Annotated in this window: 13 protein-coding genes; 2 read left to right on the top strand and 11 right to left on the bottom strand. The window is 61.2% G+C overall.

Going from position 1 to position 16,400, the window contains the following annotated elements:
* Positions 1-38: 38 nt before the first annotated feature.
* From JNB85_RS25230 to JNB85_RS25195, 8 genes are all read right to left on the bottom strand, one after another.
* Positions 39-968 (bottom strand): glutaminase, encoded by a 930-nt coding sequence (locus tag JNB85_RS25230; RefSeq protein WP_220337090.1) that lies wholly within the window; start codon positions 966-968, stop codon positions 39-41.
* Positions 969-1,038: 70 nt separating this feature from the next.
* Positions 1,039-1,656 carry a 30S ribosomal protein S4 gene (gene rpsD, locus JNB85_RS25225; protein WP_183746862.1) on the bottom strand — a complete coding sequence of 206 codons (618 nt, stop codon included), beginning with the start codon at positions 1,654-1,656 and terminating at the stop codon, positions 1,039-1,041.
* A gap of 227 nt (positions 1,657-1,883) precedes the next feature.
* Positions 1,884-3,398, bottom strand: a complete 1,515-nt coding sequence (locus tag JNB85_RS25220) for an ATP-binding protein (RefSeq protein ID WP_220337088.1) — start codon at positions 3,396-3,398, stop codon at positions 1,884-1,886.
* A gap of 108 nt (positions 3,399-3,506) precedes the next feature.
* Positions 3,507-4,682: an MFS transporter gene (locus tag JNB85_RS25215; RefSeq protein WP_220337086.1), complete on the bottom strand. Its 1,176-nt coding sequence runs from the start codon at positions 4,680-4,682 to the stop codon at positions 3,507-3,509.
* Positions 4,683-4,778: 96 nt separating this feature from the next.
* Positions 4,779-5,582: a glutamate racemase gene (gene murI, locus JNB85_RS25210; RefSeq protein WP_220337084.1), complete on the bottom strand. Its 804-nt coding sequence runs from the start codon at positions 5,580-5,582 to the stop codon at positions 4,779-4,781.
* The gene (locus JNB85_RS25205; RefSeq protein ID WP_220337082.1) at positions 5,563-6,393 is read right to left on the bottom strand and encodes an RNA methyltransferase; all 831 of its coding nucleotides are present in this window, start codon (positions 6,391-6,393) and stop codon (positions 5,563-5,565) included. Before JNB85_RS25205 ends, murI begins: the two co-directional genes overlap by 20 nt.
* 18 nt (positions 6,394-6,411) lie before the next feature.
* Complete coding sequence (locus tag JNB85_RS25200; RefSeq protein WP_220337081.1) at positions 6,412-8,448, bottom strand: FUSC family protein; 2,037 nt, start codon at positions 8,446-8,448, stop codon at positions 6,412-6,414.
* A gap of 111 nt (positions 8,449-8,559) precedes the next feature.
* The gene (locus JNB85_RS25195) at positions 8,560-9,102 is read right to left on the bottom strand and encodes a hypothetical protein (protein ID WP_220337079.1); all 543 of its coding nucleotides are present in this window, start codon (positions 9,100-9,102) and stop codon (positions 8,560-8,562) included.
* 191 nt (positions 9,103-9,293) lie between these two features.
* Between JNB85_RS25195 and JNB85_RS25190 the strand changes: the two genes are divergently transcribed.
* Together JNB85_RS25190 and JNB85_RS25185 are read left to right on the top strand one after the other, a co-directional pair.
* The gene (locus JNB85_RS25190) at positions 9,294-10,505 is read left to right on the top strand and encodes an NADP-dependent isocitrate dehydrogenase (protein WP_220337076.1); all 1,212 of its coding nucleotides are present in this window, start codon (positions 9,294-9,296) and stop codon (positions 10,503-10,505) included.
* 251 nt (positions 10,506-10,756) lie between these two features.
* A complete protein-coding gene (locus tag JNB85_RS25185; RefSeq protein ID WP_220337074.1) occupies positions 10,757-11,386 on the top strand; it encodes a glutathione S-transferase family protein in 630 nt (209 codons plus the stop codon).
* A 7-nt stretch (positions 11,387-11,393) separates the two neighbouring features.
* Here JNB85_RS25185 and JNB85_RS25180 read toward each other — a convergent pair whose 3' ends face one another.
* From JNB85_RS25180 to recA, 3 genes are all read right to left on the bottom strand, one after another.
* Positions 11,394-12,245 (bottom strand): AraC family transcriptional regulator, encoded by an 852-nt coding sequence (locus tag JNB85_RS25180; protein ID WP_220337071.1) that lies wholly within the window; start codon positions 12,243-12,245, stop codon positions 11,394-11,396.
* A 194-nt stretch (positions 12,246-12,439) separates the two neighbouring features.
* Positions 12,440-15,094 carry an alanine--tRNA ligase gene (gene alaS / locus JNB85_RS25175; RefSeq protein ID WP_220337070.1) on the bottom strand — a complete coding sequence of 885 codons (2,655 nt, stop codon included), beginning with the start codon at positions 15,092-15,094 and terminating at the stop codon, positions 12,440-12,442.
* 156 nt (positions 15,095-15,250) lie between these two features.
* Positions 15,251-16,339: a recombinase RecA gene (recA, locus tag JNB85_RS25170; protein ID WP_183746827.1), complete on the bottom strand. Its 1,089-nt coding sequence runs from the start codon at positions 16,337-16,339 to the stop codon at positions 15,251-15,253.
* Positions 16,340-16,400: the final 61 nt, after the last annotated feature.

Genomic DNA, 16,400 nt, shown 5'->3' with positions numbered 1-16,400 from the left:
CCGCCCTGCTTAACAGAAACCGTCAGCTCAACCCAGCCTCAATCGCCAAAAACAGACCAGCCGGTGCGCGCTGCGAGCATCTCCAACGCCACGGCGCCAAGCTGCGAATTGCCGACCTTATTAAGGCCGGGCGACCACACCGCGATCGAGGCAATGCCCGGCGCCACCGCAAAGATGCCGCCACCAACGCCGCTCTTGCCGGGAAGTCCGACATGATAGGCGAAATCGCCCGATCCGTCGTAATGACCGCACGTCAGCATCAGCGCATTGATGCGCCGCGCGCGCTTCGGCGACACGACCGAATGGCCGGTCAGCGGATTGCTGCCGCGTGCCGCCAGAAACAGGCCGGCGCGGGCCAGTTGCTCGCAGGTCATGGAGAGTGCGCATTGATGGAAATAGACGCCGAGCACATGATCGACCGGATGGTCGAGGTTGCGATAGGAACGCATGAAATTGGCAAGGGCAAAATTGCGGTAGCCTGTCGCCGTCTCCGAACGCGCCACCTTATCGTCGATGGTGATGGATTCGTCGTCGGCGAGGTAACGTACGAAGCGCAACAGCTCGCCGATTGCCTCGCGCGGCGCATGGCCGGCCATGACGACATCGCTGACGGCGATCGCGCCGGCATTGATGAAGGGGTTACGCGGGATGCCGTGCTCATGCTCAAGCTGGACGATAGAATTGAAGGCAGAGCCCGAAGGCTCGCGGCCAACGCGTTTCCACAGTCCCTCGCCCACCTTGCCGAGCGCCAGCGTCAGCATGAAGACCTTGGAAATGCTCTGGATGGAAAAGGCGACATCGGCGTGGCCGACGCTATAGAGCTTGCCATCGACGGTAATGATCGACATGCCGAACTGGTTCGGATCGACCTTGGCAAGTTCGGGAATGTAATCCGCGACCTTGCCCTCGCCGATGCGGGGCGTCAGCTCCTTATAAATGCTGTCGAGGACTGCCTGCAAATCCACCATCTTCCCTCCGGATACGAAAAAGCCGCCCCGAGAGGCGGCTTTTCCAGAATGCGAAAACGCCTCGCGTCTATTAACGCGAATAGAATTCGACGACCAGATGCGGTTCCATGACAACCGGGTACGGAACGTCGGACAGCGTCGGAACACGTGCGAAAGTGGCAACCATCTTGTTGTGGTCGACTTCGACATATTCAGGAACGTCGCGCTCTGCGAGCGAAACCGATTCCAGAACCGTAACGAGCTGCTTGGACTTTTCACGAACTTCGATGACATCGCCGGCTTTGCAACGGTAAGAACCGATGTTGACGCGCACGCCGTTGACCGTCACGTGGCCATGATTGACGAACTGACGGGCAGCAAAGACCGTCGGAACGAACTTGGCGCGGTAGACGATCGCGTCGAGACGGGACTCCAGAAGACCGATCAGGTTTTCCGAGGTGTCGCCCTTGCGGCGGGAGGCTTCAGCGAAGATCGCGCGGAACTGCTTCTCGCGCAGGTCACCGTAGTAACCCTTCAGCTTCTGCTTGGCGCGCAGCTGCACACCGAAGTCGGAAAGCTTGCCCTTGCGGCGCTGGCCGTGCTGGCCTGGGCCGTATTCGCGGCGGTTCACCGGGGACTTCGGACGGCCCCAGATGTTTTCGCCCATACGGCGGTCGATCTTGTACTTGGACGATTCGCGCTTGCTCATCGTATTTCCTTTCAAAGTGTTATGACGGTTTGTTGCCAAACCGCGCGAAGGAAACACGCCCTCCTTTGATCCCGTTTCCGAGACCCGACAGGATCTTTCCATTACGCGAACGGATCTGATCCACGGGACATGTCAAATGAAACACCGGACATTGCTGCCCGGTGCTGCGGCGGTCTTTAGTCGGGCGTCATGAAAATGTCAACAGAGGCAAGGCGCCCAGAGGCCTTTTATTCCGCCGCTTCCCGACCATTGCTGTCATCGGGGGCGTTGGCATCACCGGGTGCCGTCTGGCAACCGATGTCGGGGAAAGCGACAATGCGTTTGCCGGAAAAATCCGTATGCACGACGATGCTTCCCTGCTCCTCGAAATAGCCGAGAAGCCGCCGCGCACGCCGGGCCGAATACGTGCCGTAGGCGCGTGCGATCCGCGCATCCGACGGGCAAGGCTCGCCGCAGACGGCAGCCTTGGCAAGCATGAGAAACACGCCTTGCAGATCGTCGGTGACGGAGGCCGACAGCGAAAGCGCAGTTGACCAGGTTTCCGATGCAGCCGTCTCAGCATCGACGCCCGAACGTGAGATCGCCACACGCCGACGGAAATCAGGGAGCGCGATCGGCGGACCGGGAACGCGGCGCATGCGCAGCCGTACCAGGAATTCTTGATAGAGAACTGCATCCGTCCGGAAGCCGGAGCCTGGATCGTCGAGGATTTCGGCGAGCACGCCAGCGAGCCGTTCCTCGCGCTCCTCGGCCGATATTTCCGGCTGAGATGCCCTCGCCTCGGTTGCCTGCACGTGGCTGGCTGCGGGTGTCGAGCGGGAAAGCTCGGCCAGAATGTCCGTCGTGGGCCGAGGCGCCGGCGGCGCGCGCCGCACGATCGGCCGCTGGAACTCTTCCGGATCGGGCGTGAAGATCAGATCTTCGACATCCTGCGGCGCATCCGGCAGCGGCATCAGCTTCGGGCTGGAGGAGCGCGCCGACGTCTCGACCGAACCAATCTGGATCGGCAGCGGACGGCGCGACAGTGCCGGTCCAAGGGCGACGAAATTGCCACGCTTCAGATCGCGGAACATTTCCGCCTGGCGGCGATCCATGCCGAGCAGATCGGCCGCACGCGCCATGTCGATGTCGAGGAAGGTGCGGCCCATCAGGAAGTTCGAGGCCTCAGCCGCGACGTTCTTGGCAAGCTTGGCGAGACGCTGCGTGGCGATGACGCCGGCAAGCCCGCGCTTTCGGCCACGGCACATCAGGTCGGTCATGGCGCCAAGCGAGGCCTTGCGCGCATCTTCCGAGACATCGCCGCCGACCGAGGGCGCAAACATCTGCGCTTCGTCGACCACGACCAGAACCGGATACCAATATTCACGATCGGCATCGAACATGCCGTTGAGAAAGGCCGCGGCAGCACGCATCTGCTGCTCGATATCGAGTCCTTCCAGCGTCAGTACGCAGGAAACGCGGTGCTGGCGGATACGGTTGGCAATGCCGGCAAGCTCGGCCTCCGTGCGCTCGCCATCGACGACGATATGGCCGAACCGGTCGGACAGCGTGACGAAATCACCTTCGGGATCGATGATGACCTGCTGTACCCATTGGGCTGATTGCTCCAGGAGGCGGCGCAGCAAATGCGATTTGCCGGAGCCGGAATTGCCCTGCACGAGCAGACGCGTCGCCAGCAATTCCTCGATATCGAGCGTCGCCGGGCTGCCGGACGCCATTCCCATATCGATGCCAACCTGCACGTCCAATTCCCCTTACAAATTCCAGCCCCGTCTCTAGCAGATTCGCGGGCGCTGTTATCGTCAAACCTTTAAAAACCCACAGGGAAAAGTCAGGCCTGGAAAGACGCTCTACACCGCCTCGCGCTCGACGAGAGCGCCCGCCATGTCGTTCTGAGTCGGAATCAGCAAACGAGTGCAGAGCAGGCTGACGAAGAGTGGTACCAGGAGGACCGCGAGCCCCACGCGCAAGCCCAGGAGTTCGCCGAGAAAGCCGATGATCGGCGGCCCGATGAGAAAACCGCTGAGCGCCGCGAAGGAGAGTATCGCAACGCTTGAAGCAGGCGGTCGGTCGGTCAGCGAAGCGACGGCGGTCACCGCAAGCGGAAATCCGACCGAAACGCCGACACCGACGGCTGCAAAGCCAAGCAGCGCAAACGGCGTCACCGGCGCAAGGAGAACGACGAGCATGCCGGCAAGCGAGGCGACGCCGCAGCCGCGGGCAACGGCAACCGCGCCGAAACGGCCTTTCATGTAATCACCGCTGAAGCGCCCTGCCGCGACCATGAAAGCGAAAATCGAATAACCGAGGCCGGTCTGCGCACCTTCGGCATTCATGACATCGCGGAGGTAGACCGCCGACCAATCGGCGATGGCACCTTCGGTCATCGTCACGCCGAAGACAAAGGCGCAGATTCCGAGCAGGGCAAGGCCAGGCGGCTTGAGGCCGGCCCTCGTCTGCGAATTCTCCGCATGGTGACTTCTAGGCAATTTCGGCAGACGCAGGCTGGCAATCAGCGCGATCGGCAGGACGATGAGCGCCGTGATCAGGATCGACCAGTGCGGCGAAAGCCCGATGGCGATGGCGCCGACGCCGATCAGGCTGCCGACCATGATGCCGAAGCTCCAGAAGCCATGGCAGCGGCTCATGATGATCAGCCCCGTCGCCTTCTCCGTGACATCGGCTTCGACATTCATGCCGAGTTCCACCGTCGAAAGCGCGACCCCGACGATCATCAGGGCAAGGAACAGAAGCAAGGCACTGGGCGCGAAGGCCGGCAGCGAAACCACGGCAAGAAAGAAGATGAACCCATAGATGATCGCCATCCGCCCGCCTATGCGCGAGACAATCCGGCCGGCAAACGGGAGCGTGATCAGCGTACCAACAGGCAATCCCAGAAGGGCTACCGCGAGATCGGCAGTGCCGAGTTCGAGCTTCGCCTGGATATCGGGAATGCGCGGCAACCACGCGCCAAAGGCGATCGGTTGCAGAAAGAAGATCAGCATGACAAGTCTTTGCAGCGGCACGGCGCATCCCTTTGCATCTTGAGCGGCAAATACCTGCTCGCGATTCCCCGCGGGGATCTTGCGTGATGAGGCAGGGGAAATAAAGCGCGCAGTGCCCTATCGCGTGCTCAGACCGAAACCTTGCATCAGCCGCCGCGTGGCAAAATCCGGATTGCCCGACGTGAAGACGGCAAAGTCGAAATTATCAGGGTGAACGGCGTCCGCAACATGCGGTACCAGCGTGCGAGCGCGTCGCGCAATGGCTTCCGCCGGATCCAGCCAGTCCACCGGCCAGGGAGCAAGCCTTCGGAACATATTCGCCATGAAGGGATAATGCGTGCAGGCGAGCACGACGATATCGGTCTTGCGCCCATCCTTCTCGACAAAACACTGATCGATCTCGGTGAGCACTGCCTCGTCAGAAACGGCGTCACCGCGGATATAGGCTTCCGCCATGCGCGCCAGGTTTTCGGAGCCGACCAACCGCACATGGCATTGCTGCGCGAAGGATTGGATGAGGTCGCGCGTATAGGCGCGCCTGACCGTGCCGGGGGTCGCCAGTACCGAAACCAGCCCGGAGCGTGTGCGCTCGGCAGCAGGCTTGATGGCCGGCACTGTACCGACGAAGGTCATCTGCGGAAAGGCAGCGCGCAGATCCGAACCCACAAGCGTGAAGGCCGTATTGCAGGCAATGATGCAGACCTCGGGATCGTAATCTTCGAGCAGCTTGGCGAAGAGGCCGATAATCCGCTCCTTCAGCGCCTGCTCTTCCCAGCCGCCATAGGGAAAACCGGCATCGTCGGCGATGTAGATGAAGCCGCGTTCCGGCATTAGCACGCGCGCCTCGCGCAGCACGGTCAGCCCGCCGATGCCGGAATCGAAGACGAGGACGGGTTTCAGCTCATTCGTCGGCGCTGTCATCGGTGGGCGCTTCCTTGCGGGATCTGGTGAAACCGCCCTTGCGCGGACTATTGCGCGAAAAACGGTCGAGAGAGGAGATGACGCCGCGCAACACGCTGATTTCCTGTTCCGTGAAGGCCCGGCGGGAGAGAACTGCGCGCAGGTTGTCGACCATTTTCGGCTTTTTCGAGGGCGGATGGAAGTAGTTGCGGGAATCCAGCGCCTCTTCCAGCTGGTTGAACAGGCCGAAGAGCTGTTCCTTGGTCGAAGGCCGCTGCTCGAGTGCTTGGAACGGCACCGCCTCCAGATCCTCCATGCCCGATTTCATCCATTCATAGGACATCAAGAGCACGGCTTGGGCGATGTTGAGGGACGCAAAGGCCGGATTGACCGGAAAGGTGACGATCTCGTCGGCAAGCGCCACTTCCTCGTTGGTCAGCCCCCAGCGTTCGCGGCCAAACAGGATACCGGTCGCCTCGCCTGCCCTGAACCGGCTGCGCAGGTTTCCGGCGGCAAAGACCGGGGAGCGCACGGGCTTGTAATTGTCACGGCTGCGCGCCGTCGTCGCATAGACGAAGTTGAGATCGGCAATCGCCTCTTCCAGGGTCTCGAAAACCTTCGTGCCTTCGATGACGTGATCGGCCTTGGAGGCTGCGGCTTGCGCCTTCTCGTTCGGCCATCCGTCGCGCGGGTTGACGAGGCGGAGATCGGCAAGGCCGAAATTCGCCATGGCGCGCGCCACCATGCCGATATTCTCGCCCATCTGCGGCTCGACCAGAATGATAACAGGCCCTTCGGCCAGAAGTTGACGCTCGCTGTTGGTGCCCGCCATGGTGCTTATTTGTGCTTCCTATTCCTGATTTACGGGCGCAATAGCTTTGCCGGCCGTAAACGGCAAGTCCTGCGTTTCCGTGGGATAGAGCCGTTCGATGGTCGAGCCGATCATTTCGACGGCGAGCCGCGCCCCTTCCCGCCACAGTGGCAGGTGACGGCTGACGTGCCGCATCTGCTTGCGGGTGACGAGGAAACACTCCGAGCCGCGCGGCGCAAACCGGTCCAGAAGTTCGATATCTGCGGTGATCTGTCGCTTGAGATCCTCATCGACGGCGTCGGCAGTATTATTGCGGGCCAGAATGCGCGACCAATAGGTAACCGAGAGAAAAATCGCCAGTGTCCGGCGAATTTGTCCCGGCCTGGTGACAATGGACCAGGTCGAGCCGAGCGGGCGCGCTGAAAGCGTGATGTCACGGTAGCAGGCATCGACCTTCTGCGAGATGACGATCAGTTCCGGCTGGCTCTTCTTGTCCGATATGGCCGACAGGAGCTCCCTCAGGGCGTCGAACCACTTGGCGACCGCCGTATCGAGCGCACCGCGCGTGCGCGCCGGCAGGACGAGGAAGGCGACCAGCGTTCCCGCGACCGCGCCAATCAGCGTCTCCTCCAGTCGCAGCTTGAGGAGATCGAAGGTCAGGACACCCATCATTCCATAAACCAGGCAGAGCACGATCGAGATAAAGAAGGTCATCGTCGCATAGGAAATCTGCAGGAAATAGAAAGCAAGGAAGACGCAGGCGATGGAAACCGCGATGGCGGCAGCTAAGTGGTGCGTCAGCAATGTCGCCAGCACCAGGCCGAAGGCGATGCCGAACAGCGTACCGATCGAACGCTGCAGTGCCTTGATGGCGGTATCCCCGCGCGAATTGGTGTTGGTGAAGACGAGGAAGGAGGCGAGCACAGCCCAGAACCAGCGCTCGCGCGACAAGGCGAGCCCGAGCGTCATGGCAATTGCCGCTGCCAGCGTGATCTGCAGGGCCGAGCGCATCAGCGGGTTTCTGAACGAAAAATCGACGCTGGCAGGTGCGCTGGACTCTTCCACCGAGGCGATTTCGGCGAAATCCGACCTGCGTCCGGCATCGATCGTTTCCACGAGCTGCCTGCGCGCAGCGGCCAGCCAGAGGAGCGCACGCACGGTCTCTCCCTGCGGCCGGCCCTCCATGTCGGCGACCGCCTTTTCCTCAGCCGAAAGTACCGCCTTGTCGTCATCGATCACAGCATGGACCAGAGCGAAAGCCGGCGCACTTTGATAGCTCAACACGATGGCGCTTTCCGTCGCCAGATGCGCGTCGAACAGCCGGATCGCTAGTTCCGCGGCCGGCGGTGAAGCACCATCGAAGACGCCGCCCGGCGGGCGCGGAATGAAGCTTTCGGCCATCAGCACCACTTCCTTCAGCCGGTCTTCCAGCTGGCGCAGTTCCTGCCGGTCGGCCTCATCGACCTTTCCATCCGCTGCAAGGGCAGCGAGCTTGAAGAGGATCTGGTTGATGCGGCCCCGTACGCTCTCGAGCGATCGCAGCAGGTCGCGGCGCCAATTGTCGGGCAGAAGCACCGCCCTCACCCAATGGCTGACAAGCGCCGAGACAACGGGGCCGATCAGGACGACAGGCAGTTCCTCGATCGTCGGGTGGAAGTAAGAGCCCAGGAAATAGGAGGTGAAGGCGAACATGCCGATCGCAAAGCCGCGCGGGCCGTAGACGCGCGCGGATGAGGCAAGGAAGATCACCACGAGGAAGATGAAATCCGATAGAACGCGCTGCGACTCCAGCGCCGCTGCGATGCCGACGACAACGAGGCTTGCAAGACAGCCGAGCAGCCTGGTGATGAGCTGGCTCGCCGAGCCCTTGTCACGCACCGCGACCCCGCCTTCGATCGACAGCACGATGCCGAGACCATAGGACGCGGTTGGCAGCGGCACGATGAGCACGTGGATCGCAATCAGGACTGCGAAGGACAGCAGGATCGACAGCGTGACCCGTGACCCCATGCGCAGGCGCGACAGCGCCGGGTCATTGGCAAGCAGCCAGTCTCGGAACTCAAAGCCGGAAATCACCCTTGCCAGTCCTCACGCACGCCGGATGCGACAAACCCGAGAGCGAGATACCGCCGCCTCAGCAAAAATCAAATCACACCCTGGCTTGGTTTGCTACGAACAGCCGGCGTATCATTCGCCGTTGGCGATTTGCACCATGGTTTCCTTGAGCGAGATCGGCCCGTTCCCCTCTTCGCCCTGGATCATGATATCGTCGATGACGGGTTTGCCCGCTTCCTCGATCACCTCGAAACGCACAGTGGTAAAGGCATCTCTGTTGGGTGTGCCTTCCAAGCAGGTCGCCGCCTTGAACTTCACCGTCACCTCGGTCGTGCCGTTTGCCGGCTGGCCGTTTTCGATGGAGAGGTCCTGCAGCGGGCAGGCATCCTGGCCGTTGACGATCACGTCGTAGTCGAAGGGCGAAATGCCATCCTCGTCGGCTGCCGGGTTCTTGGCGGCAGCCTTGTATTTGTCGCCGAAGTCCTTGCTGTAGAGCCGATCGAGCGTGCTTTCTTCGAAAATATCGATCCAGTCGCTGACGTCGCTCGCCCAGTTCTTCTTAGTATCATCAATGATTTCCTTGACCGGCGCGGTGGCATCGGCCGCAAGCGAAAGACCAGGTGCGACAGACAGGGCGGCAACGAGGCCAACGAACAGAACGGCGATCTTTTTCATGGCAAAATGTCCGGGGACTCGGGAGCTTATGCCGGCGAGACTAGCCATTTTCCGGCACATGGCAATGGCGGCAAAAACGTCACGGTCCCGCCCGTTCGGCTTTGCGTTCCCGGCTCACAATGCTATAGCGCTCCGGACCACATCACCCACCCGGGACAGCTGTCCCTTTCTTAAGCTTACGAGGCAGATACATGAAGAAGATCAAGGTCGCCAATCCTGTCGCCGATCTCGACGGCGATGAAATGACTCGCATCATTTGGCAGCTCATCAAGGACAAGCTGATCCATCCGTATCTCGACCTCGACATCGATTACTACGACCTCTCGGTCGAAAACCGCGACGCCACAAACGACCAGGTGACCGTCGATGCCGCCAACGCCATCAAGAAGTACGGCGTCGGCATCAAGTGCGCGACGATCACGCCGGACGAGGCCCGCGTGAAGGAATTCAACCTCAAGGAAATGTGGAAGAGCCCGAACGGCACGATCCGCAACATCCTCGGCGGCGTCATCTTCCGCGAGCCGATCATCTGCCGCAACGTTCCCCGCCTCGTTCCGGGCTGGACGCAGCCGATCGTTGTCGGCCGTCACGCTTTCGGCGATCAGTACCGCGCAACCGACTTCAAGTTCCCCGGCAAGGGCAAGCTGACGATCAAGTTCGTCGGCGAAGACGGCACGGTCATCGAGAAGGAAGTCTTCAACGCACCGGGCGCCGGCGTCGCCATGGCCATGTACAACCTCGATGAATCGATCCGCGAATTCGCCCGCGCCTCGATGATGTACGGCCTGATGCGCAAGTGGCCGGTCTACTTGTCGACCAAGAACACCATCCTCAAGGCCTATGACGGCCGCTTCAAGGACATCTTCCAGGAAGTCTACGAAGCCGAATTCAAGGCGCAGTTCGACGAAATCGGCATCACCTACGAACACCGCCTGATCGACGACATGGTCGCTTCCGCGCTCAAGTGGTCCGGCGGCTACGTCTGGGCCTGCAAGAACTACGATGGCGACGTTCAGTCCGACACGGTCGCCCAGGGCTTCGGCTCGCTCGGCCTGATGACCTCGGTTCTTTTGACGCCTGACGGCAAGACGGTTGAAGCCGAAGCTGCTCACGGCACGGTCACCCGCCATTACCGCCAGCACCAGAAGGGCCAGGAGACCTCGACGAACTCGATCGCTTCGATCTTCGCTTGGACCCGCGGCCTCGCCCACCGCGCCAAGCTCGACGACAATGCCGAACTCGCCAGGTTCGCCTCGACGCTGGAAAAGGTTTGCGTCGACACGGTCGAAGCCGGTTTCATGACCAAGGATCTGGCGCTGCTCATCGGCCCGGATCAGCCGTGGCTCTCGACCACTGCCTTCCTCGACAAGATCGACCAGAACCTGCAGGCTGCCATGGCCTGAGCCCTGCTCGGATGAAGCATCGGAAAGCCCGGCCTTTGTGCCGGGTTTTTTGTCGCCGGGCCGATAATCGAGACGCAGACCCAGCATTACCGTCAGCGCTGGCGATCCCCTCCCGCCGAACCCCCTGGAGCTGATGTACCACCGGCGACGGAGGTCGTTCATCGAGCCGCCGCGAAGAGGCAGCCTGCGCCAAAAGGTTGAAATCTCCCGCGCCAATGCTACGAAAAGAGCATGGGAGAGAGGAGAGCAGGATGACCGAGGAAATCACCTTCTACACGAACCCGATGTCGCGCGGCCGGATAGCACGGTGGATGCTGGAAGAAACCGGCGTACCATATCATACCGAAATCCTGACCTTCGGCGGGACGATGAAGGAGCCGGACTATTTGTCCGTCAACCCGATGGGCAAGGTACCGGCGATCCGACATGGCGAGACGATTGTGACGGAATGTGCGGCGATCTGTGCGTATCTTGCAGAAGCATTTCCGCAAGCAGGCCTCGCCCCCCAGCACGGTGAACGCGCCGATTATTACCGCTGGATGTTTTTCGCCGCCGGGCCGCTGGAAACCTCCGTCATGCTGAAAGCGCTTGGCTTCGAAATCCCGCAGGAGCGGTTGCGCATGGCCGGCTGCGGCTCCTTCGGCGATGTCATGGGAACGCTGGAAAAGGCGGTTTCGGCCGCCTCTCCTTATATCACCGGCAACCGGTTCACGGCAGCTGACGTCTATGTCGGCTCGCATATCGGCTGGGGCCTTGCCTTCGGCGGTATCGAAAAGCGTCAGGCCTTTGTCGATTATTTCGGCCGCCTTGCCGAACGCGATGCCTATAAGCGGGCGACGGCATTGGACGAAGAGGCGGCGAAGGCGATGCAGGCGGCCTGATCACCGCTTAGGCAAGCGGCATGTAAATGTCGGTGCGTAATTCGGTCGGCGCGACCTCGCGCGGATTGTCGAGATATTCCTCGAACATGACGCGATCCCGGATCTGACGGCCGGATGCCGGCAGCCATTTTGCGTAGAGCCACTGATAGGCCTTGTACATATCGGCATAAGGTCCCTTGTGATGCAGCACGGCGTAATCGCCGCCTTCAACCATGCGCCGTTCCAGCGGCGCGTTGGCGGCGGTCTCTTCGCCGGCAGTCACGCAGGCGATGGAGCGCAGGTTTTCCGGCTGTACGAGATCGGGATCGTCGAGATAGACACCGATCATCCGCATGTCGGGTTTTACGAGCCCTCGCGCATACAATGTTCCGAACAATGTCTCGAAGGCCTTGCCGATCTCCATATAGGAGCCGGTATGGGGAACGCCGACCAATTCGAGCGGCGGGATGGTTTTCAGGGTGACATCAAACATGGCTGTCGCCTTTCCGGAGATTGAGGGTTCGAACTGTGTGTGGCTTCCCTCTTTCCGGTAGCGTGCCGGCGGCATTCCATAGACCGATTTGAAGATGCGGTTGAAGGACTGGAGATTGGGATAGCCTGATCGCTTCGCAATCTCGCTGACATCAAGACCCGTGCGGACGATATCGCCCGCCGCGCGATGCAGCCGCAGCCGCTTGACGGTTGCCGCCAGCGTCTCGCCGTAAATCGCCCTGTAGATCCGGTGCCAGTGATAGCTCGACAGGCAGGCGATTTCGGCGAGCCGCTCCATGTCCAGATCCTCGTCCAGATGATCGTGGATATAGGCCGAGACTCGTCTCAGACGGTCTTCGTAGAGCGCCCATGCCATTTCACCCACCATGTCAAACCTCATGCAAATCGATCGGCTGCAGGAAAGCACAGTCCGATTTGACAAATCCTGCGGACTTTCCATGAAATGCAGGAGCGTGTGCTTTCATCCTTTTCGGGAAAAGCCCACGCAGAATGGTAGAGGCACTCGCTTAAAACGAAAGGCGGGAACATGTCCCGCCTTTGCAATCGACCCATATCAGAAGCTCAGCCTGCAAGTGCCGCCGCAACGGCCTCGAGCGCCTCGTCAGCCTTGGCGCCATCGGGGCCGCCGGCCTGCGCCATGTCGGGACGGCCGCCGCCGCCCTTGCCGCCGAGAGCGGCAGAAGCGACGCGCACCAGATCGACAGCGCTGAAACGGCTGACGAGATCGGGCGTTACGGCCACGACCGCGCTCGCCTTGCCATCGTCGGATACGCCGATCAGCGTCACGACGCCGGAGCCGATGCTGGCCTTGCCGTCGTCGGCTAGGCCCTTGAGATCCTTGGGGTCAACGCCGGCCACGGCCTTGCCGAGGAACTTGACGCCGGCGACGTCGCGCACGGCATCGGCAGAACCGCCCTGCCCGCCGCCCATGGCGAGCTTGCGCTTGGCGTCCGCCAGTTCCCTTTCGAGTTTGCGGCGCTCGTCCATCAGCGCCTCGACGCGCGAGAGAACTTCCGACGGCTGCACCTTCAGCGAGGCAGCGAGGGTCTTCACCCGATCGTCCTGTTCGGCGAGATATTCGCGCGCCGATTCACCGGTGACGGCTTCGAGACGGCGAACGCCGGCACCGACGGCGCTTTCGCCGAGGATGCGCACGAGACCGATCTGGCCGGTCGCTGATACATGCGTGCCGCCACAGAGTTCGACCGAATAAGGCTTGTCCTTCTTCGCGCCATGAAGGCCCGTACCCATAGAAACGACGCGTACTTCATCGCCGTATTTTTCACCGAAGAGCGCCATTGCGCCTTCCGCGATGGCATCGTCGACGCTCATCAGGCGGGTGGTGACAGGCGCATTCTGCAGAATGATCTCATTGGCCATCTCTTCGACGATTTTGAGCTCTTCTGCAGTCATCGGCTTCGGATGCGAAACGTCGAAGCGCAGGCGCTCGGGCGCGACCAGCGAACCCTTCTGGGCAACGTGAGTGCCGAGCACTTCGCGCAGCGCCTCATGCAGCAGGTGGGTGGCCGAGTGATTGGCGCGCAGGCGCGAGCGGCGGGCATGATCCACCGTCAGCGCAACAGCATCGCCGGCCCTGATCACGCCTTCGATCACGGTGCCCATATGCACGAACAGGCCCTCACCCTTCTTCTGCGTATCCGAAATCTCGATCTTGCCGTGATCGGAAGAGATCACGCCGGTATCGCCCATCTGGCCACCGGACTCGCCATAGAATGGCGTCTGGTTGACGACGATCTGCACCTTGTCGCCGGCCTTGGCTTCGGCTGCGACGACACCGTCCTTGACGATTGCCTGCACCACGCCTTCGGCGGTCTCGGTGTCGTAGCCCAGAAATTCGGTCGCGCCGTGCTTCTCCTTGAGCTCGAACCAGACGGTTTCGGTGGCCTTCTCGCCGGAGCCGGCCCAGTGCGAACGTGCTTCGGCCTTCTGGCGCTCCATCGCATCGGTGAAACCCGAAATATCGACGCCGATTTCGCGGGCGCGCAGTGCATCCTGAGTGAGGTCGAGCGGGAAGCCGTAGGTGTCGTAGAGCTTGAAGGCAGTCTCGCCATCCAGCATATCGCCCTTGGAAAGATCAGCCGTTGCGTCAGACAGGAGCGACAGGCCGCGCTCCAGCGTCTTGCGGAAACGGTTCTCCTCAAGCTTCAGCGTCTCGGAGATCAGCGCTTCGGCGCGCACCAGTTCCGGATAGGCACGGCCCATCTCCTGTACCAGCGTCGGCAGCAGCCTGTACATCAGCGGCTCTTTGGCGCCGAGAAGCTGGGCGTGGCGCATTGCGCGGCGCATGATACGGCGCAGCACGTAGCCGCGGCCTTCATTCGAGGGCAGCACGCCGTCGGCAATCAGGAAGGCAGATGAACGGAGGTGGTCGGCAATGACGCGGTGGCTGGCGCTGCCTTCGGCCTTGACGCCAACAGCATCTTCAATCGTGCCGGTCAGCGTGCGGAACAGGTCCGTGTCGAAGACGCTCTGGACGCCCTGCAGAACGGCGGCCATGCGCTCCAGGCCCATGCCGGTATCGATAGACGGACGCGGCAGCGGGTTGCGCACGCCGGGCTCGGTCTGTTCGAACTGCATGAAAACGAGGTTCCAGAATTCCAGGAACCGGTCGCCATCTTCTTCCGGCGAGCCGGGGGGGCCGCCCCAGACATTCTCGCCCTGATCGATGAAAATTTCCGAGCACGGACCGCAGGGGCCGGTATCGCCCATCTGCCAGAAATTGTCTGAGGTTGGGATGCGGATGATCTTGTCGTCGGAAAAGCCGGCGATCTTCTTCCAGAGAGTCGCGGCTTCCTCGTCCTCGGAATAGACGGTTACCAGCAGTCGGCTCTTCGGCAGGTCGAAACCTTCGGTGACGAGCTTCCAGGCAAGCTCGATCGCATTCTCCTTGAAATAGTCGCCGAAGGAGAAGTTGCCGAGCATTTCGAAGAAGGTCAGGTGGCGCGCAGTATAGCCGACATTGTCGAGATCGTTATGCTTGCCGCCGGCACGCACGCACTTCTGCGAGGTCGTTGCCGTGGAATAGGGACGCTTTTCGAGACCGGTGAAGACGTTCTTGAACTGCACCATGCCGGCATTGGTGAACATCAGCGTCGGGTCATTGCGCGGCACGAGCGGGCTCGATGGAACGATCTCGTGGCCGTTCTTCTTGAAGTAGTCGAGGAAGGTCGACCGGATATCGTTTACACCGCTCATTTCATGCCCTTCGATGCTGCCTGCAGGCAGGTAAAATTAAATCCATCGGCTTTTATCGTTCGACCTAGCCACTGTCCAGCGAACAAACAAAACCGGCCGCATTCTCGTTAGGGAATGCGGCCGGCAGGAAATCTGCTTCAACGGTAGAGACGAAAATTACATATCGCCATCACCCGCGTCATCACCGGCATCAGGGCCGCCATTTTGAAGGAAGCGGTCGGCGATCAGGCCGGCGTTCTGGCGCAGACCCGTCTCGATCTCGCGGGCGAGATCCGGATTGTCGCGCAGGAAGATCTTGGCATTCTCGCGGCCCTGGCCGAGGCGCTGGCTGTTATACGAGAACCAGGCACCAGACTTCTCGACGATGCCGGCCTTGACGCCGAGATCGATGAGTTCGCCGGTCTTGGAAACACCTTCGCCATACATGATGTCGAATTCGACCTGCTTGAAGGGAGGCGCCATCTTGTTCTTGACGACCTTGACGCGCGTCTGGTTGCCGATCACCTCTTCGCGCTCCTTGACCTGGCCGATGCGGCGGATGTCGAGGCGGACGGAGGCGTAGAATTTCAGAGCATTACCGCCCGTCGTCGTTTCCGGCGAGCCGAACATGACGCCGATCTTCATGCGGATCTGGTTGATGAAGATCACCATGCAGTTCGACTTGGAGATCGAAGCCGTCAGCTTGCGCAGCGCCTGGCTCATCAGACGGGCCTGCAGGCCCGGCAGGCTGTCGCCCATTTCGCCCTCGATTTCGGCGCGCGGCGTCAGCGCGGCGACCGAGTCGACGACGAGAACGTCGATGGCGCCGGAGCGCACCAGAGTATCGGTAATCTCGAGCGCCTGCTCGCCGGTATCCGGCTGGGAGATCAGGAGGTTCTGCAGATCGACGCCGAGCTTGCGGGCATAGACCGGGTCGAGTGCATGTTCGGCATCGACGAAGGCGCAGATGCCGCCCTTCTTCTGTGCTTCGGCAATGGTCTGCAGAGCGAGCGTCGTCTTACCGGAGCTTTCCGGGCCGTAGATTTCGATGATGCGTCCCTTCGGCAGACCGCCGATGCCGAGCGCGATGTCGAGGCTGAGTGACCCAGTGGAAACCGTTTCGATCTCGACGATGCCCTCGTTCGAGCCGAGTTTCATGATCGAGCCCTTGCCGAACGACCGCTCGATCTGTGAGAGTGCCGCTTCGAGCGCCTTGCTTTTGTCCACCGATTTGTCCTCTACGAGCCGCAATGAATTCTGAGACATTCGATCCACCTTTAGGTTATTGACGCTGCTCAAGCAATGTCGCCGCTGATGCGAAGTTTGT

The organism is Rhizobium mesosinicum (assembly GCF_019511345.1).
GTDB lineage: Bacteria > Pseudomonadota > Alphaproteobacteria > Rhizobiales > Rhizobiaceae > Rhizobium > Rhizobium mesosinicum.
This window is presented reverse-complemented; position numbering and strand designations above follow the sequence as displayed.